Here is an 18,108-nt window from a genome sequence, read left to right as displayed (position 1 = left end):
TTGGACGAGTCATTTCCACGTTTGAGCCTGGACGGAATTATTTCAAATAATGAAATAACAACGAGAGTTTTCGGACTATTGTTTCAACCGAATGCTATTAGTCGATGCGATGGTGTTCAGACTACACCCAAGTTAAGATTGTAGACAATGTTAATGAAGACATTTTATAGTGGACCCTGTTGTCACCATCGCTGTCCATGGGGGGCAGTGGGGAAATGTGGCGGAGTCGGCCCCAGGCATGGAAGCGGGGCCAAGGAATCAGGGAGTAGCCAATGGGTCTTTCTCACGCCGATGTGCGGCGCATCCTCGATACCCTCGATCGTGCGGAGCAGCTCGAGTCGCTCGAGATCAAGGTCGGAGATTATTTGCTGCAGGCCCGCAAACCCGGCGCGGCACCGCTCGCGGCCCATTTCACCGACTCCAGCGTCGCGTTGAGCATCGGGGCGTCATCGTCCGGCGCGCCGTCGGCGACACCTAAACCAGTCAGTCCGTCCGACTTTGCCGCCGCAGAGGCACCCGCACAGCCGGACGCCGTGCCGGAGGGCATGACGGCGATCCGTGCGCCGATGGTCGGCACCTTCTATCTCACGCCGAAGCCGGACGCCCCACCTTTCGTTGCCGTTGGCAGCGATATCAAGGTCGGCGATACGGTCTGTCTTGTCGAGGTCATGAAGATGTTCAACTCGATCGAGTCCACCGTCAGCGGCAAGGTGCATCGCGTCGTGGCCCGGCACGGTCAACTGGTCCAGCACGACCAGATCCTGATGTTGATTGACGTTACACGCGACTAGAAAGGCCCGATCCAATGAACACTCAACCTTCAATGGCAACCCGCGATATCCGCCGGGTGTTTGTCGCCAATCGCGGCGAGATCGCCGTGCGCATCATCCGCGCCTGCCGAGCACTCGGCATGGAGACCGTCGTCGGCGTTTCCGAAGCCGACGTCGAAAGCATGGCGGCGCAACTGGCCGACCGTTATGTCGTGATCGGCCCGCCCCCCGCTGCCGAGAGTTATCTGATCGCGTCCAATCTGGTCAAAGCCGCGCGCGATACCGAATGCGACGCAGTCCACCCGGGTATGGCTTTCTGGCAGAGCGCTCCGCGTTTGCACGCGCCTGTGCCGAAGCCAACCTGGCGTTCATCGGCCCGTCGCCGGAGGCGATCGACGCGATGGGCGACAAGATCACTGCGGTGGGTCTGGCCGCCGGGTCCGGCGTGCCGCGCGTGCCCGGCTCCGGCGCCGTAGCCGACGTCGAAGACGCGCGCAGCATCGCGCGTGACATCGGCTATCCAGTGCTGGTGAAAGCTACCGCCGGTGGTGGTGGCCGCGGTATGCGTGTGGTGCGTTCGGAATCCGAGATGGAAGCTGCGTTCAGCTCCGCGGCGAACGAGGCCGGCTCGGCCTTTGGTGATTCCACGCTGTACATCGAAAAATTCATTGAACGGGCCCGCCACATTGAGATCCAGGTGATGGGGGATCAGCACGGCAACGTGGTTTACCTTGGAGAGCGCGAGTGTTCTACCCAGCGCCGCCATCAAAAGCTGATCGAGGAAGCACCGTCGCCAAAGTTGACCGCTGCGATGCGCGCCGAAATGGGCGAATGCGCGGTGCGGCTCGCGCGCGATGTCAGGTATTGCGGCGCCGGAACCATTGAGTTTGTGGTCGACGACAGCGACGGCAAGTACTACTTCCTCGAAATGAATACCCGTATCCAGGTCGAGCACCCGGTCACGGAGATGGTCACCGGGCAGGATCTCGTGGTCGAACAATTGCGCGTGGCATGCGGACTGCCGCTGTCGTTCACGCAGGCCCAGATTTCGATCAGCGGCCACGCGATTGAATGCCGCATCAACGCAGAGGACCCGGAACGGAATTTTCTGCCGCGCGCCGGCCTGATTTCCGAATGGCAGAGTCCCGAAGGCGATGGCGTGCGGGTTGATACCCACTGCTACAGCGGCTACACCGTCCCGCCGTATTACGACTCGCTGCTCGGCAAGCTCATCGTGCATGCGCCGACGCGCGCCGAGGCCATCGAGCGCATGCAGGAAGCGCTCGCGGACTTGCGCGTCACCGGTCCCGCGACCACGGCCAGTTTTCATCAAGCGGTGCTCGCGCATCCGGATTTTGCCGAAGGTCGTGTGACCACGCGCTGGGTCGAGGATACCTTCATGCCCCCCTGGAAAGCAGTACTCAAGGAGAAGACGAAAGCTGCCGAGGCAGCAAAAGGAATCGCAGCATGAACACGCACGCAGTCCGCTTTACCGACGCCAGCCTTACCGATGGTCAAAATGCCGTGTGGTCGGGTGCCATGAGCACGCCGATGCGGCTCGACGTGATCCGGCGGCTCGATGGCGCCGGATTGACCGCCATCGAGGTCTCCAGCCCCGCGCTGTTCACGCAGTGCCTGGCACGCGGCGAGAACCCGTGGCAGTTCATCGAAGCGGCGCGCGAACAGTGCCCGCAAACCGTGTTCCGCACCACGATCAATCTGATGACGGGCCATGGCAAACACGGTACGGATATCCTGTCGACCGACGTGGCAACGCATTGGCTGAAGGAGTTCGCCGCGCATGGCGTGCAGCAGGTCATCGTCATGGATCCGCTGATAGCTATCGCGCGTCTGGCACCCGTGCTGCAGGCAGCGCGCCGACTCGAACTCAGTGCAATCGCCGCGCTTCCATTCGTCGAGGATGCCATTTATTCCGACGCATGGTATGGCGAGCAGGCCAGGGCCCTCGTCATGGCCGGCGCCGCACGCATGATGCTGCGTGACGAAAGCGGACTGCTAACGCCGGATCGTGTCGCCACCCTCATTCCGGCCCTCAAGGCAGCGTTGGGTGACACCCCGCTGGACTTGCACACCCGCTGCCACACGGCGCTGGGCCCGATGGTGGTGCTCGAAGCACTGCGACTCGGCGTCGACGGGATCGACACTGCACTCCCAAGCCTCGCCAATGGCGCGTCGCTGCCTTCGATCACCAATCTGGTCCGTGCGCTGAGCCTGATCGATATCGCGACGAACGGTCTGGACATGAGCGTGGTCCGCTCCGCTAATGCCGTCGCCGACGATATCGCCGAGCGTGAAGGTTTTCCGCGCGCCGAATGTTGGGTATTCGACCTTGCCCCTTACGCGCATCAGTTACCTGGCGAGCTCGCCGCTGATTTGATGCGGAGTTTGCCCGACACGGGCCGCAACCGACACCTGAATGCGTTTGCCGTCGAATGCGACCGTATCCGCCGCGACATGGGAACGCCCCCGATGGTCGAGCCGTTCGCCACCCCGATCGCCGAGCAGGCACACCTTCACGTCGCAGGCATGCCGCGCTACGCGCAACTGCGGCCCGGCATCCGCCGTCTGGTGCAGGGCATCTACGGCAGCCTGCCAGGCGTCGTGAATGCGGAGCTGCAGTGCCGCGTCGGTACATTTGAAGTTTGCAAGCCGGCGACCATGGAGGCGTTGCGCGAGAACACTCCCGGCGCAACCGATCTTGCGCGGCTCACCGCACATGTATCCGGCTTCAACATCAAGAATTTGCCTCATCCGTTGCCGCCGGCGCAGCTGCGCTACCAGACCCTGTCTCCGTTCGAGACGCTGGCGCGCGGCCTGCTTGAACGCCTCCCGCACTACGCGTCGTTGCGGGTCAAAGGTCCGGACATGGAAATTGTCTACCAACAGTTAGAGGGATAAGGTCGTGCTGTCACATCTTCAACAGACTATGGCGGACGCGCGCGCCCGCGACGGCAGCCGTCCGGCCATCCGTATTTCCGACGGAACGCTGCGCGATGCCCATCAATGCCTGTGGGCCACCCGCATGCGCACGGAACACATGCTTCCGATCGCCGAGCGGCTCGACAGTGCCGGCTTTTCCTTCATCGAAGCCATCGCCATGGTTCAGTTCGATGTAGCGGTACGGTCCCTGAACCAGAACCCGTTTGAGCGCATCCGGCTACTGCGCGACCGGATCACGCGCACGCCGCTGCGCGCCGCGATACGTAGCAATCTGATGAGCGGCTTTTATCCGGTAGCGCCCGATATCAACGAGCTGTTCGTCGAGCGCATGTTTGCCAACGGCATCCGCGATTTCGGCTTCCTGGAGTCCTTGCATTGCTGGGACAACGTCGCGCCCGCCATTCAGACCGCTCGCCGGCTCGGCGCTACAGTCAGCGCAGGGCTGATATTCAACCTCGCGCCAGGCTATGACGCGGCCTTCTACGAGGCCAAAGCAAGAGAAGTGGTCGAGCGCTTCGACGTGCAAAACATCGTCTTCGGTTGTGCGGCGGGAATCATGTCGCTGGAGGATGTCAGGACCATCGTTCCCGCCATCAAGCGCGCCATTGGCCATCGCACGCTTGAATTCAATACTCACTGCCTGACCGGGCTTGGTCCCTTGCTCGCAATCGAGGCCGCAGTGCACGGCGCGGACTGCGTCTTTACCGCCGTCGACCCGTTGACCAACGGCAACTCTGTGCCTTCGAGTCACATGATCGCCAGCAACCTGCGCGCGTTGGGACTCTCTGTCGATCTCGATGACACGGCGCTCGACGATGTCACTCCTTACCTCGCAGCCCTGGCTGAACATGAGGGCCAGCCGGTAGGCGTTGCAGCTGAGTACAACCCGTTTCTCTATAAATCGCAATTCGCGGGCGGCGCCATTTCCAACCTGGAGGCGCAACTCAAACAAGCTGGTTTGGGCGACAAACTGCCCGAGGTGATCCAGGAAATCGCACGCGTGCGCGAAGAGCTCGGCTCGCCCGTCATGGCGACGCCGTTTCCGGCCATCGTGGCCGCCCAGGCGGTCATGAACGTGGTCAACGGCGAGCGCTATCGCGTCGTTCCTGACGAAGTCAAGAAATACATCTGCGGCTACTTTGGCGCCTTGCCGCTGCCAGTGGACCAGAACATTGCCGACCGCATCATCACGAACGGCTCCCGGGATGTCGCCCTGACGCCGCCGCCGCTAGAGCCGGTCCTGCCAGGCCTGCGCCAGCGATACAAGGGTATGGACGACGACCAGATGTTGCTGCGCTATATGTTCGGCGATGAAAAGATTGACGCCCTGGTTCCTACGTCGCAAGACAGTGCGTTCAGTGTCACCCACCCAATCGTCGACCTGGTGGAGACGCTGGCGAAATTGCCCCGCAAGGGCCGCATTCATGTTTCGCGCGGTGACTGGTCGCTGAACTGCCAACTCAAAGGTGGCCGGTCGTGAAGCAGGCATCTGACACTACCCGTGCGCTTCCGGTGCCAACGAGGGAAACCGCCCCCTACTGGCGCATGGCGAACGAAGGCCGCCTGGTGGTGCAGCGCTGCGGCTCATGCGGACGCCGGCAGTTCTACCCGCGCGCATTTTGCACTGCCTGTCTGTCCGATTCCGTCGAGTGGGTCGATTGCAGCGGTCGCGGCACGATTTATACGTACACGATCTGCCACATTGCGGGACATCCCTCGATGGCGGACAAGGTGCCATACGCAGTGGCCATGATCGACCTCGACGAAGGCGTGCGCATGCTGGCCGGGATCGTCGACTCCGATCTCGCACAGGTTGCCATCGGCGCCCCCGTCGAAGTGACTTTCGAGCGCATCAGCGCCGAATACGCGCTTCCCCAATTCAAAATTGCTACAGGTACGTCTTCATGATTATCGATTCATTCGACGCAGGTGTCCGGCAATTCCCTGATCGCATTTGCCTGCAAAGCGGTGAGCTTCGCCTGACTTATCAGGAAATCGAAAACGCATCGCATGCGGTGGCGCACGCGCTGCTGGAACAAGGGCTCGGCAGCGCGCATATCGGCGTGCTGTCGCCCAATCATGAATTGGCGCTCGTCGCGATGCTCGGCATCATGCGCGCGGGCGCGGTCTATGTGCCCCTGAACGCGCGCGATACCATCGACGACATCGCGTGGTTTATGCAGTTCACGGACGTGTCGGCCATGTTCTGCCACGAAACGTACCTCCCGCAAATGGAAAAGATCCGCAGTGGCGCGCCGGCTTTGAAAACCGTCATTGGCCTGTCGCAAGCGGCACAACCGTCCGGCCCGACGCTGTCCGCGTGGTGTGAGCAGTTTTCGGGCAAGCGGGTGGAAACGATCGACAAGAATGCCGACGATGTGGCGATCATCAAATCTTCCGGCGGCACGACCGGCAAGCCGAAAGCGATCATGCAAACCCATCGCGCACTTGAGACGGCCTACCGGATCTCGAACCAGTTCACACAACCCGACAAAGATCCCGTCCACCTGTTCGTTGCGCCGTTCACGCATGCCGCGGGCGCAACCTTCATGGCACTGGCGCGATTCGGCGCGCGCAACGTGCTTGCGCCTTCTACAGATCCGGGCGAGTTGCTGGCGCTGATCGAGTGCGAAAAGGTTACGCATATCTTCCTGCCCCCGACATTGATTTACCGATTGCTGGCACACCCTGATGTAAAGACGCGCGACTGTTCGTCACTCGAATACGTCATCTATGGCGCGGCCCCGATGTCAGTCGACAAACTGCGCGAGGGGCTGGCACTGTGGGGACAGGTCTTCGCGCAATTCTATGGCCAGGCCGAAGTTCCTGGCGTCATCACGTGTCTGTCGCGCAAAGATCATTACGTCAGCGACGATTCGTCGCAGAATCGCCACCTCGGTTCGGCCGGGCGGCCATCCGGCGCATGTGAAGTGGCCTTGATGGACGACAACGGCAACATTGTCGCGCTCGGAGAGCGAGGCGAAATCGTAGCCAAGGGCGACCTCGTGTCGTCCGGTTATTACAAGAATCCGGAAGCGACTGCCGAGGTACGTGCCTTCGGTTGGCATCACACCGGCGACATCGGTGTCTTCGATGAAAGCGGCTATCTGTACATCGTCGATCGCAAGAAGGACATGATCATCTCCGGCGGCTTCAATATCTATCCGAGCGAGATCGAACAGGTGATCTTCTCCCACCCTTCTGTCCAGGATTGCGCCGTCGTAGGCACGCCCGACGCGGACTGGGGCGAGCGGGTTACTGCCATCGTCGAGCTCAAGCGCGGCACGACCATCACACCCGAGGAAGTCTTCGCATTGTGCAAGGACCGCCTCGCCAGTTTCAAGATGCCAAAGCATGTGGAGATCTGGGAAACCCTGCCGCGCAGCCCCATCGGCAAGGTCCTGAAGAAAGACGTGCGCGCGAAGTTTCTGGCCGACGCGCTCAAGCAGGACTGACCCAGCATGATCAACAAACACCAACTTGCAAATCGCTACGCCATCGTCGGCATCGGCGAGGCCGGTCTCGGCAAGGCGGCAGAGGGGGAGACCGCCCTATCGCTGCAATGCCAGGCTGCCAGATCGGCGATGCTCGACGCAGGCCTGGTGCCGGGCGATATCGATGCTGTCTTTGCGCATTGGGACGACCGCGCTGCTGCTCTTCTAGTATCGGAGTATCTGGGTATCCAGCCGCGCTTCGTCGACAACACCGTCGTAGGCGGGCAATCGAACATCACCCATCTGGTCCACGCGATAGCCGCGATCGAAGCAGGCCTGTGCGACACCGCGCTGATCACCTACGGCAGCACGCAGCGGCTCGATCGCAGCCGCAAAGCGGGCGGCATGAACCAGGAGCCGCGCAATCCGGTCGCACAGTTCGTGCAGCCTTACGGCATGCTGAGCCCGATCGGCTTCTATGCGATGCAGGCACAACTGCACATGCATCGCTACGGCACCAGAGCGGAAGACCTTGGCGAGATCGCGCTAGCATCAAGGAAATGGGCGCAACTGAACCCGAACGCGTTCGCACGTGACGACCTCACGATGGAACAGTATCTGGCCGCGCCCATGCTGGCCGATCCGCTGCGCAAGTTCGACATCTGCCAGGTGACTGACAGTGCCGGTGCGATGATCCTCACGCGAGCCGACCGGGCGCGCGACCTGAAGCAGCAGCCCGTGATGGTTCGCGGCTTCTCCGAGAAATATCTCCACCATTTGACGCCGTTCGGATCGGACGACTGGATCGATAACAAGGTCCTTTCAACCCTCGCCAAAGATGCGTTGGCAATGGCGCAACTCGATCACAAAGACCTCGACCTGGTGCAGATCTATGATGCATTCACGATCAACGTGCTGTTCGGGCTGGAGAGTCTTGGCTTTTGCGAACCCGGTGAAGCTGGCGAGTTCGTTCGTGACGGCCGCATCGCGCCGGGCGGCGATTTCCCACTGAATACCTCGGGTGGCGGTCTCTCGTTCAATCATTCGGGCATGTTCGGCATGCAATTGATGATCGAAGCCGTACGACAGTTGCGCGGCGAATGTGGCGCACGCCAGGTTCCGGACGCAAAGTCCTGCCTGGTCCAGGCGGGCGGCATGGTGATGTCGGCTTATATGGTGATGGTGCTCGGAACTGAGTAGCTCAGGCCAGCACGCATCACGCTGGATGGCGGTTAGGTACCCGGATAAACCGGAATAAAACGGAGACGTTCAGTGAAGCAGCTCAAAGACAAAATTTCTGTCATTACTGGTGCGGCCAGCGGTTTCGGTCGCGAATTGGCGATTTGTTGCGCCCGCGAAGGCATGCATCTGGTGCTGACCGATGTCGATGAAAAGGGTTTGCAGGATACCGTCGGTCTGCTGCCACAGTCGACCCAGACTCTCGCCCTGAAATGCGACGTCGCCAAGGCGGAACAGGTTGAGCAGGTGGCGATCAAGACTTTTGAGCGTTTCGGCGCTGCCCATCTGCTGTTCAACAATGCCGGCGTTGTGCTTGCCGGCCCGCTTTGGGCCACCACGCTGCAGGATTGGGAGTGGGTGTTCGGCATCAACGTGATGGGCGTGGCGCACGGCATCCGCAGTTTTGTTCCGCACATGCTGGAACAGAAGAGTCCATGTCATATCGTCAATACCGCATCGCGGGCCGGTCTGGTGCCGGTGCCGGGAGGCGGCATCTATTGCGCAAGCAAACACGCCGTGGTCGCGATGTCGGAGTGCCTGCAACTGGAACTGGAAGCTGCCGGCGCGCAGATCGGCGTATCCGTGCTCTGCCCCGGCTTCGTCAATACCGGCATCGCCGAAGCGGCGCGTAATCGTCCCGCTGAACTGGCAGCGACGAATCCGCTGGGTGCTCGCTTTCTCAGCACGGGCCACGATGAAAGAATCCGCGACGCCAGATTTTCCGCTGCCGATATTGCGCAGATGACACTTGAGGCGGTCAAGGCTGGACGCTTCTACATTCTGCCGCATCCGGAGACCAGGGAACAAATCGAGAACCGCATGCGCGACATTCTCGATGACCGAAATCCGCGAGCCGGTTCCTGATTTTTCGTTCAGGGGTGACTTCGGGATTCGGATTTGTGCCTACGTTGGTAGCCGTAACACCTCGTAGTTAGGCTCTGGCGCTCATCATGCCGTCGCATTGTCGGCGGCAACATGGGCTCGAGGAGAAATTCATTGAGTTTAATGAGGTACGGGCGTAGTGATTACACTCGTATTTCGTAGTACTTATTTAATAATCATATGCTGCTCTGACGGAGCGGTGGTCGACCTTTTTTGTTGGGTGCGAATACACCCTGTTCCGTTTTTTTGAAAGCAGTGAAACAGGAGACGCAATGAAATTGAAATGGGTAGCAGCAGCCGCGCTGGCTGCAATCGGGGGGGCGGCTCATGCACAATCGTCGGTGACGCTGTACGGCGTCGTCGATTCAGGGCTGTTGTATCAAAGCACGTCGGCGGCATCTTTCAGCCCGACAGCAAAAAACCTCGGGTCGGTTTATCGCTACAAGGATGCCGGTCTCTACTCGAGCCTGTGGGGCATGAAGGGTACCGAGGATATCGGCGGCGGTTATCACTTAAACTTCAGGCTGCAAGGGTCTTTTGACAGTGGCACCGGCAAGTCTGGCCTTGCGGATACGGCGGGTGCGACCGCGATGTTCAACCAGTACGCAACTGTCGGCATGTCAGGATTTTTCGGCTCAGTCACCGCCGGCCGCCAGGTCGTACCGATGGCGTACGCGATGGCTGAAACCGATGTTCGCTCGGGGGGCTATTTCGGCAGTATTCTGACCGCGTGGATCGGCATGAACACGGCGGCAGGCTGGCCGGGCACCAGCACCAACGGGCCGATCGGGGCGCTGTACGACAGCAATGCAATCGTGTACGAATCCCCGAAGTTCCATGGTGCGAGCGCTTTGCTTGAATATGCGCCCGGCGGCGTGCCCGGCAGCTTTCAGGGCGGCACGCGCGAATCCGCAGTGCTGAAGTATTCGAACTATGGTCTCAATCTGTCGGCCGTGTACTACAGCGGGCATGACACCAACCCAGGGCCGACGACGGTCGCCACCGGGCTGAACAACAATCGCTACTGGTACCTCGGCGCGAAATATACGACGCTGAACGGCATTTCGATGTCCGCGTCGTACAGCAATGGCGCGAACCCGGCTGCGAAGAGCGCTTCGAATCCTTTCGGTGGTACGAGCCTCGACCTGTATTCGGCCGGCCTCGGCTATCAGGTCTCGTCGGCATTGAAGGTCACCAGCGGCGTTTACTATTTGAAGGACCGGAACAAATCGGCCAACAAATCGCTCGAGGTCGCCGGAGGCGCCGAATACAGCCTTTCCAAAACTTCACTGGTCTATGCCCAGGTGGGTTGGGTGAACAACCATGGAGATATGACCCAGACGATCGCATACGGGCAGCCGGTGGCGCCGGGGATGGGGACAGTGGCGGTCATGCTGGGCCTGCGTCACGCTTTCTGATCGACAGGAAGACCGGCTCGCGCGCAGCCGTTGCGCGCGAGTCCTTGGTCCCTGACCAACCATGCGGGATCTTCCACGGATCTGACCGCGGACAGAGGCCGCGGACTGCCCGGACAGATGCCGTGGTCCTGCTCCTCAATCATTAAGTACGGTGCGATTCCTTGTATAAGCAGGCAGCGAGATGAAATCTATTATTACCCTTGGTGCGCTCGGCGTGATCACTGCGGTCCTCTGGTTATCCATCGATACGTTTGAGCGGAGCAGCAACATCTCTTTGCCAACGACGTTCACTACTGTCAGAGATCTTGTTGAACGTTGAGATAACGCGGACCGGATAGACTTGCGGCCAACTGTTCTGCTACATGTCGAAGGCAAAGCCACCCTGAGGCCACGCTGGGAACCGGCGCGGCGCCCAGTGTGAACTACAACAACTCACTAAAAAAGGTGTGCGCGCCCCTACAACTCCAGGCGCGCACAGTTCGACGCCATGTTCAAGAACCTCACTATCCGCACCGGGCTGAGCGTCACTATAGCGGTCTACACTATCGCGCTTCTCGCATCAATCCTGACCGCTGCCATGGGCGTCCATCGCCGCGACGTCGAACTCGAACAGATGTACAGCAATGACACGGTCGCGCTGGTGGACCTGAAAGCGAGCGCTGAGCGCATCTTGCAGGCACGCCTCGCATTGAACGAAGTAGAGACGGCCGGGCGAGTCGGGGGGAATGCGGAGCAGGTCCTATCGCATGCACGAAAACTGCTGGGCGAGAGCGATGCGCTCCTCGGCTCTGGCCTGTCGGGGCATCCGGTGGATGGTACCGAGCGGGCACTCGCTGACACGCTGCGACTAAAACGGGATGCGTTCCTGACTAGGGTAATGGCCCCGCAGATAGCGGCGCTGGAACAGAACGACGTTCTGACCTTTCACACCATTCAGGCGCAAGCGGCAAACTCAGCGTACGCGGACTACCGCACTGCCAGTGCCGCGCTCGAGTGGTATCACAGCGAGCGCCAGCGCCAGCGCTATGAAGTGTCCGCGAAGCGATTCGAGGTGGGCCTTTGGATATCTGCCACTACCGGTATTGGCGTTGTCCTGCTGGGCCTCTTCGCGCGTATCGCGCTGGCCGCTGCGATCGTGCGGCCTGTCGACACGACCATTCAGCACTTCGCCAGAATCGCTGCAGGCGACCTGACCGGTCGCATCGAAGCGGGCAGTCGCAACGAGATGGGACAGCTCGCCACCGCGCTGGGCCGCATGCAGGGCGGATTGGTCAATACGGTAGGGCAGGTACGCAGTAGTGCGGACGCAATCGGTCATGGCATTCGCGAAATCGCGGCGGGTAACAATGATCTGTCCGCGCGCACCGAACGGCAGGCCGCTTCGCTGGAAGAAACGGCTGCGAGCATGGAGCAGTTGACGGCGACGGTCAGACAGAATGCCGAAAACGCGCGAGAGGCGAGCGCGCTCGCGGCCCGGGCGTCCGGTATCGCGCAATCGGGCGGTCAGGTCGCGGGTGAAGTGGTCGAAATGATGGACGGAATTTCGGCAAGCTCGCGCGAGATCGTCGATATCATCGCCGTGATCGAAGGCATCGCGTTTCAGACCAACATTCTCGCGCTCAATGCCGCAGTGGAAGCTGCGCGGGCGGGAGAAGAGGGGCGTGGTTTCGGGGTGGTGGCCGGCGAGGTACGGAGTCTGGCGCAACGCTCGGCGACGGCCGCCCGGGAGATCAGGGAACTGATCGGCGACACGGCGGCCAAGGTGCAACGCGGCAGCGAACTTGTCATCCGCGCTGGCGGCACAATGAACGAGGTTGTGCTGGCCGTGAAGCACGTGACCGACATCATGAGCGAAATCAGCGCTGCTTCGGATCAACAGTCATCCGGCATCGATCAGGTCAATTGCGCGATCGTGCAAATGGATCGGGTAACGCAGCAGAACGCGGCGCTCGTCGAGCAGGCAGCAGCCGCAGCCGCGTCGCTTGAGGAGCAGGCGTACCGGCTGCAAAGCGCAGTCGCGGCCTTCCGTGTTTGGGTTCAGGCAGAGCAAAAGCAATAGCAGCGGCGTTGGGTTTTGAGAAATCCTTGCCTCGTTGGTCACCGGTGCCCGGCCGAGAATCGCCACTTCCGACAAGGCGCACGAAATGATGCGGATGCATGAGATGCATGTGGTCTTCAGATCAGGTGATCGCGCGCAAGCCGGTAGTTTAGTCCGCCTCAGCAGGACGCGCGTCCGGGACGCTTGCAACGGTATCCGTGCAGTGGTGTTCCGACATTGATCGGAACGGCAGACGGTCCGATACCGCTGGTCGGACTGGTTCGTAAGCGACCGCTCAAGTTGCGACGATGAGCGAGATCACTGCAAACGTAACTCGCCTAATGCCGACCCGTTGGTTGTTTCAATGTCGCTCGAGACCGATCCGGCCACTAAAATCAGAACCGGTTCGCCGCAACGGTGAAGGTGGTCGCCCCACGATAAGGCTCATTTCGATCAAGTTGCTATCGGGCCACACGACCGGAGAACTCGGTCCGCTAACTGCGTCCGGACTACAAACGAGAGGCGAGGTCAAGCACCCATCTCTCCGCTTCAAATTGAATGGCCGATTCCTGAGTGGAACCGACGCCAGGATGTCTAAGCGATGGTGCGAGCGAATGACGCTTCGTGGCCCGGACTCAGTTGTCTGCTCCCGAACTGGATAGCGTATGTGCTCGATCAGGCAACGCCAGCACGCTCAGCATTCGGAACCGCAAACCGATAGGCAAGCAGCACAACCCGCGCGGCGCGCTCAACACGGCCTCGATCAACTGTCGCTGAACGTCTGGTCCACAAAGGCGCGCAACTGCGACAAGTCGGTTTTTGCGTAGATCGCGGTCGTTTGCACTGACGCGTGCCCGAGCAGAGCCTGTGCGGCCGGCAATGGCACCTGATGGTCCACCACGAGTTGCCTGGCATAGCCGTGGCGCAGCCAGTGCGGTGATGCCGATCGCAGGCGCGCAGCGCCCGCATGATCGGTTTTCTCGATGCGGTCGGCCGTCGCGATGAAGATTGCCTTCACCTCATCGTAGAGGCCGGAGCTGTGCAGCGAGCCGCCCTTAAGTCCGTGAATCAGTGCCGCATGCTCATAGAGACTGGGCTGCGGCGGCAGGCCGCGCAGTTGCCGGTACGTTCTCAGGATCGGAACGCAGAGTCCCGGCAACGGAACCGCTCGCGTCTTGCGACCCTTGCCGAGCACGTGCAGCGTCCAGCACTCGATGCCGTTGATGCGGTCGACCTCGAGTTTCGGCAACTGCGCGTCGTCGGACCACACGAGTTCAACCAGGCGCACGCCGGTGTACCGGTATAGCGCCCAGATTGCGCGGCGCCGCGCGACGACCAGCGCGTCGTCGTCGTTGAAACTTTCAGCGACCCACGTGTCACATGCGGCAAGCAACGCGCTCGGCAGCATCCGTTGCGGTGCGAAGCTCGTGCGCGAGCGTCCGCCACGGACGAGCCCTGCAGCCGGATTGGCGGTCAGATAGCCGGTCTCGGTCCAGTAGCGGAACAGGCTCGCGACGACCGCGAGTGCCCGTGCCTGGGTCGCTTCCGCCACCGTCCGGTTGTTGTCGTCGACGACGTCATGAGAGGGCTTGCGCAATGCCTGCCGGTACGCGAGCAGGTCGTGGCGCGTGAGATCCGACAGCGGACCGAGTTGCTGCGCTTCGCACCACGTGACCAGCCGCCGCAGTTCGGTCCGGTATGCACGCAGCGTATGCGGCGAGCGGCTCGCGCGATCGCGCAGGAAGAGCGCGACAGCCTGCGCGTCGTCGCCCACGCCGAGCGTGTTGGTTGCGCTCGCCACATTCGCGAAGCGTCCAGCCCGGGCAAGCCACGCGATCAATGGTTGCGGCACCGTGACCAGCGCTGTCGTATCCCGTATCGGCTCACCGGTCGCCGCCGGCAACCCGGCTTCGGGCGAGACCTTGAAGCGCCGCCGCTGCGTATGCAGAACGCGTTGCAGCACCGCCTCCGGTGTCGGCGCATCGTCGATGGCCGCGGTGCGCACACGGCCGCGATCCCAGTACTCGATCACGACCGCGTGATCAAGCAACTGCCGCATGACCGCGGGATGGGCCACCTTCGCGTCGGCGAGCGAGGCGTACCGGCCCTTGATCGCCGCCAGGGTCCAGCGCGTGTAGACGACGTGGCCGAGCGTGTCGGCCAGATACGCGAGCGCCGCGTTGGTGTCCGCCGGCAGCCGCCGCGGTGGCGTCATGCCGCCATCGATCCAGTCGGCGGGGCTCGTTGTTTCGCTCATGTCTTCCTGGGCTTAGTCGTGCCGCTCTTCGAAGTGCCGGTGGTGCGCCTCGCGGTCGCGAGACGGCTGGACGCCACCGGTGCGCGACGGGCCTCCTGTGCCGACACGAGGCGCAGCAGTTCGTCGAGCTGCGCATACTGGCTCGCGTTGATCGCCTTGAGCGCCAGCGCTTCGCCGACCGCCTGCTGGCGGGCTTCGCGCTCGCTCGCGAGTTCGCCTTCGAGCCGTTCGCGTTCGCCGTCAAGCGTGGCAACACGGCGCTCGGCGAACTTGAGTTGCGCCGTGGAGTGCGCATGCTCTTTTTTCAGGGCCTCGCGCTGGTGGGCAGTTTCCTGCAGCAACTGTTTCGACAGCGCCTCGTACCGATGTTGCACGTCCGCCAGTGCGCCCGCGTGCGTGCGCTCAACCGCCGCCCGCTCCGCTGTCGCGGCGTGGAGTTGCGCCTGGCGTTCCTGGGCTGCCGCATCGAGCGCCGCGCACCGCTCGCGCAGCATCGCGTTCTGGGCCCGCAGATCGGACAGTTCGATGTCGCGTGAGGAGACCCCCGCTCGCAGCTCGCTCAATTCCTGGCGCAGCAGTTCGACGCGCAGTTCGGCATCGGTGCGCGCCGCATCGGCCGCCGCAATCGCCTGTTGTGCATCTACCTTCAGGCGCACCACGTCCTCAAGTTGCACGGCCACGGCCGCTTGCCACAGCGCGCGCATCTGCTCGGCGATTTCGACGGGAATGCCGGGCATCGCGATGTCGGCGAGTCCCGCGCGCACGACCTCGGCCTCGACGGCGTTGAGTGCCCGCGCAAGGGTAGCCGGATCGCCCGCACCGAGCCGCGCGCGGAGTTTCCGTACCGACACGACCTTGCGGAAGCGTTCGCCAGTGGGCGGTGCTGCATCGCCGGCCTCGGCGAGCATCGACAGCACGGCGGAACGGATCTGTTCGGGGGTAACGGCGGCCGGGCGGGGCATGCAGGACTCCTGGCGGGGAAAAGGATATCTCCGCCATATTATTTCATACAGATATAACGATATAAAACGGTTTTTCTACTCGCCTATGAAAGGCTATCAAAGATAAATTAAATTATCGCTGCCAAACACGCCCCATGTCGCCCGTCAAAGCACCTGACGGCCGGATAAGCCTTGCCAGACCGTTTCTCAGGTAACACAAAAAGACCAGACAGCAAATATTTGATTTTATTGAATATAGTATTGGGGGCTGAGCGCTAGCCCTTGTGGCACCTAGATCGCGCTATCGTCGTAATCTGTATTGAAATCACGGGGATACCATGCAAGTGCTCCGAATCCGCAATCACGGACGAATCTGAAGGGTGTTTATGCGATACGCATGGCCAGAGACGCACTCGAAAAAATGCGCAAACGATTGCGTGACCGAAGGGCGTCGCCTGTTCAAGTTTCTTTGCATCCGGTCGAAAACAACAGGTAAGTCGGCGGGACAGATTGCGATGGACAGCGCCCATGCAAACACTTACGGGTGTGTGTGTTCGTGGCCTTGACTGGCGCGTTGGAGTCGGTATATTGACCGGACAGAAAGTGTACGCTGCCCGACAACAACGATAAATGTGCCGCGCGTCCATGCCGTGACCGAACAGGTACAGCGAGAGGGCGAGCGAAGCTAGAGAACCATGCGCGATGTCTCCGAGAGTGCCGCAGAAATGCGGCAGGCAATGCATGCTGGTGCAACAGAACACGGCGATGAGTCAGGCTTTCATGAATCGACGAACAACGACCGGTTGATCGCCAGCCTGGCCGCGCTAGTCATCCGCTTGGCGAGAATGTCCCTTTTCGAAGGGAAAATGGTCTCCGGGACCAGCCGCACGCATGGATCGCCGGTCGGCCTGGGGCCCGATGACCGCCGGGCAATGGGTGCCATCTCGAGAGCCTGCCTTATCCAGGGTCTTCCCGACCATGGCGCAGAAATCCATGATCTTCTGGCGCTGTGCACCCGTCCATTGGGCGAATGGTTGACGCTTCCCGAGGTCGTGCACGCCGGACTCAATCACACGGTGCTGATTCACGCGGACGACGGCATTCCGACAGCAGAGGCCGAGGAACTGGCCGCAGGGTTCACCGGCATGACGGCTGCGATCGAAGAACAGCTATTCGCCAGGTTCATGGATGTCCTCAGCCGTCATCCCGAAGGGCAGGCCAACGCCTACTACACGAAGGTGCGTGACTTCGTCGTTCGCAATCCTGTGTGCAATCTTGACGACTTCAAGCTCGGATTGACGGAGGAGGTGCCGGCCCGTGTGTGGCTGATTATCCAGCGGGAATTTTACGAGGCTGTGCCAACAGGGTGGTGTGTCGACGGGACGGTTCCCATTTGTGATCACTGCGGAAACGCAATGAAGAAGGGGCGAGCAGGGCTCGTCTGCCGTACAGCCGCGTGCGTTGCCACCTATCCCGCGCGGTCATCGCGATCCGTCGCCGCCAGTTCCGTGATGCGTGTCGCACGCGGTATCCGGCAATACTGGGTCGAACCGGGAATCGACGAACTTCGCCTTTATGACGCGCTCCGTGCGAGCGGCACACCAGCCGAACTTTATCCGTTTCGCGATCGAGTCGACATCGCAGTGGGCGATACAGGCATCGACCTCAAAACCTACGTCAGCCCGGAGACTCTCGGCCAGAAGTTCAAGCGCAGCATCGGCGGCCTCGCTTACTACGCGCAGCGCCTGCTTGTGATACCGGACTGGCACGTCGCATCAGTGCCCTCGTATCTGTACCGGCTCACTCGGACCATGGGCCGGGATGACGTCACCTGCCTGACCGTCAGTGAGGCGCTTGCCAGGCTCGGCTCAAAGGAATCGGGTTATGCGTGAGCCCCTGCAGCCGTTCAGCGGAGTCAGCCGCCTTAACTATCTGTGCATCATCGCCTCCGAACTTCTGAAGCAAAGCAGTCTGGCAACAATGCCAGCTCTCGCCGCGGGGTTTGAGAGCGTAACAAACACGCTCAATGAGGACGTTGCGCTCGCTCTGCGAAATATCCGGCTCGCTGGAATCGCGCCGGGCACGCTGAGCGAACTACAGCTGATGTCAGACGCCTACCGGCAGCATTACCGCCAGGTCGAACTGCGCAAGTCCCGGGGCGACGAAAC

Annotated in this window: 13 protein-coding genes and 2 pseudogenes; 13 read left to right on the top strand and 2 right to left on the bottom strand. The window is 61.3% G+C overall.

The features are described 5' to 3' along the window. Window positions 1–272: 272 nt before the first annotated feature. The 12 genes and pseudogenes from B0G77_RS43010 to B0G77_RS45460 all read left to right on the top strand — a co-directional run bounded on the left by B0G77_RS43010 (window position 273) and on the right by B0G77_RS45460 (window position 12,763). Entirely contained in the window at window positions 273–791 is a 519-nt protein-coding gene (locus tag B0G77_RS43010) for a biotin/lipoyl-containing protein (RefSeq protein WP_133667916.1), read from the top strand. A 14-nt stretch (window positions 792–805) separates the two neighbouring features. After that, window positions 806–1,042, top strand: a pseudogene (locus tag B0G77_RS45675) (biotin carboxylase N-terminal domain-containing protein); the annotation flags it as partial. A 14-nt stretch (window positions 1,043–1,056) separates the two neighbouring features. Next, a pseudogene (locus B0G77_RS45670) lies at window positions 1,057–1,121 on the top strand (hypothetical protein); the annotation flags it as partial. Between the two features lie 49 nt (window positions 1,122–1,170). Continuing rightward, complete coding sequence (locus tag B0G77_RS43005) at window positions 1,171–2,241, top strand: ATP-grasp domain-containing protein (protein ID WP_243751544.1); 1,071 nt, start codon at window positions 1,171–1,173, stop codon at window positions 2,239–2,241. Beyond that, window positions 2,238–3,689: a hypothetical protein gene (locus B0G77_RS43000; RefSeq protein ID WP_133667915.1), complete on the top strand. Its 1,452-nt coding sequence runs from the start codon at window positions 2,238–2,240 to the stop codon at window positions 3,687–3,689. The genes B0G77_RS43005 and B0G77_RS43000 overlap by 4 nt, the downstream gene beginning before the upstream one ends. Before the next feature lie 28 nt (window positions 3,690–3,717). Next, window positions 3,718–5,211 carry a carboxylase gene (locus B0G77_RS42995; protein WP_133667417.1) on the top strand — a complete coding sequence of 498 codons (1,494 nt, stop codon included), beginning with the start codon at window positions 3,718–3,720 and terminating at the stop codon, window positions 5,209–5,211. After that, window positions 5,208–5,639 (top strand): Zn-ribbon domain-containing OB-fold protein, encoded by a 432-nt coding sequence (locus B0G77_RS42990; protein WP_243751488.1) that lies wholly within the window; start codon window positions 5,208–5,210, stop codon window positions 5,637–5,639. Before B0G77_RS42995 ends, B0G77_RS42990 begins: the two co-directional genes overlap by 4 nt. After that, on the top strand, window positions 5,636–7,186 hold the full coding sequence (locus B0G77_RS42985) for an AMP-binding protein (protein ID WP_133667914.1): 1,551 nt from the start codon (window positions 5,636–5,638) through the stop codon (window positions 7,184–7,186). Before B0G77_RS42990 ends, B0G77_RS42985 begins: the two co-directional genes overlap by 4 nt. Before the next feature lie 6 nt (window positions 7,187–7,192). Further along, complete coding sequence (locus tag B0G77_RS42980) at window positions 7,193–8,365, top strand: acetyl-CoA acetyltransferase (RefSeq protein ID WP_133667913.1); 1,173 nt, start codon at window positions 7,193–7,195, stop codon at window positions 8,363–8,365. Window positions 8,366–8,437: 72 nt separating this feature from the next. After that, complete coding sequence (locus B0G77_RS42975; RefSeq protein ID WP_133667912.1) at window positions 8,438–9,268, top strand: SDR family NAD(P)-dependent oxidoreductase; 831 nt, start codon at window positions 8,438–8,440, stop codon at window positions 9,266–9,268. A 290-nt stretch (window positions 9,269–9,558) separates the two neighbouring features. Next, entirely contained in the window at window positions 9,559–10,704 is a 1,146-nt protein-coding gene (locus B0G77_RS42970; RefSeq protein WP_133667911.1) for a porin, read from the top strand. Window positions 10,705–11,191: 487 nt separating this feature from the next. Beyond that, the gene (locus B0G77_RS45460; RefSeq protein ID WP_133667910.1) at window positions 11,192–12,763 is read left to right on the top strand and encodes a methyl-accepting chemotaxis protein; all 1,572 of its coding nucleotides are present in this window, start codon (window positions 11,192–11,194) and stop codon (window positions 12,761–12,763) included. A 742-nt stretch (window positions 12,764–13,505) separates the two neighbouring features. Here B0G77_RS45460 and B0G77_RS42960 read toward each other — a convergent pair. Both B0G77_RS42960 and B0G77_RS42955 read right to left on the bottom strand, forming a co-directional pair. Next, complete coding sequence (locus B0G77_RS42960; protein ID WP_133667909.1) at window positions 13,506–14,999, bottom strand: tyrosine-type recombinase/integrase; 1,494 nt, start codon at window positions 14,997–14,999, stop codon at window positions 13,506–13,508. Further along, complete coding sequence (locus B0G77_RS42955) at window positions 14,996–15,961, bottom strand: DNA-binding protein (protein WP_133667908.1); 966 nt, start codon at window positions 15,959–15,961, stop codon at window positions 14,996–14,998. The genes B0G77_RS42960 and B0G77_RS42955 overlap by 4 nt, the downstream gene beginning before the upstream one ends. An 845-nt stretch (window positions 15,962–16,806) precedes the next feature. Here B0G77_RS42955 and B0G77_RS42950 point away from each other — a divergent pair. Then, window positions 16,807–17,832, top strand: a complete 1,026-nt coding sequence (locus B0G77_RS42950) for a hypothetical protein (RefSeq protein ID WP_133667907.1) — start codon at window positions 16,807–16,809, stop codon at window positions 17,830–17,832. Window positions 17,833–18,108: the final 276 nt, after the last annotated feature.

It is taken from the genome of Paraburkholderia sp. BL10I2N1 (genome assembly GCF_004361815.1).
Classification (GTDB): Bacteria; Pseudomonadota; Gammaproteobacteria; order Burkholderiales; family Burkholderiaceae; genus Paraburkholderia.
The sequence above is the reverse complement of the archived record's forward strand: the minus strand, read 5'-3'. Positions and strand labels throughout refer to the sequence as shown.

Bases quoted from the DNA above. Each gene is read 5' to 3' on its own strand.
- B0G77_RS43010 (WP_133667916.1), top strand. From the start codon at position 273: ATGGGTCTTTCTCACGCCGATGTGCGGCGCATCCTCGATACCCTCGAT.
- B0G77_RS43005 (WP_243751544.1), top strand. From the start codon at position 1,171: ATGGGCGACAAGATCACTGCGGTGGGTCTGGCCGCCGGGTCCGGCGTG.
- B0G77_RS43000 (WP_133667915.1), top strand. From the start codon at position 2,238: ATGAACACGCACGCAGTCCGCTTTACCGACGCCAGCCTTACCGATGGT.
- B0G77_RS42995 (WP_133667417.1), top strand. From the start codon at position 3,718: ATGGCGGACGCGCGCGCCCGCGACGGCAGCCGTCCGGCCATCCGTATT.
- B0G77_RS42985 (WP_133667914.1), top strand. From the start codon at position 5,636: ATGATTATCGATTCATTCGACGCAGGTGTCCGGCAATTCCCTGATCGC.
- B0G77_RS42980 (WP_133667913.1), top strand. From the start codon at position 7,193: ATGATCAACAAACACCAACTTGCAAATCGCTACGCCATCGTCGGCATC.
- B0G77_RS42970 (WP_133667911.1), top strand. From the start codon at position 9,559: ATGAAATTGAAATGGGTAGCAGCAGCCGCGCTGGCTGCAATCGGGGGG.
- B0G77_RS45460 (WP_133667910.1), top strand. From the start codon at position 11,192: ATGTTCAAGAACCTCACTATCCGCACCGGGCTGAGCGTCACTATAGCG.
- B0G77_RS42960 (WP_133667909.1), bottom strand. From the start codon at position 14,999: ATGAGCGAAACAACGAGCCCCGCCGACTGGATCGATGGCGGCATGACG.
- B0G77_RS42955 (WP_133667908.1), bottom strand. From the start codon at position 15,961: ATGCCCCGCCCGGCCGCCGTTACCCCCGAACAGATCCGTTCCGCCGTG.
- B0G77_RS42950 (WP_133667907.1), top strand. From the start codon at position 16,807: ATGGTCTCCGGGACCAGCCGCACGCATGGATCGCCGGTCGGCCTGGGG.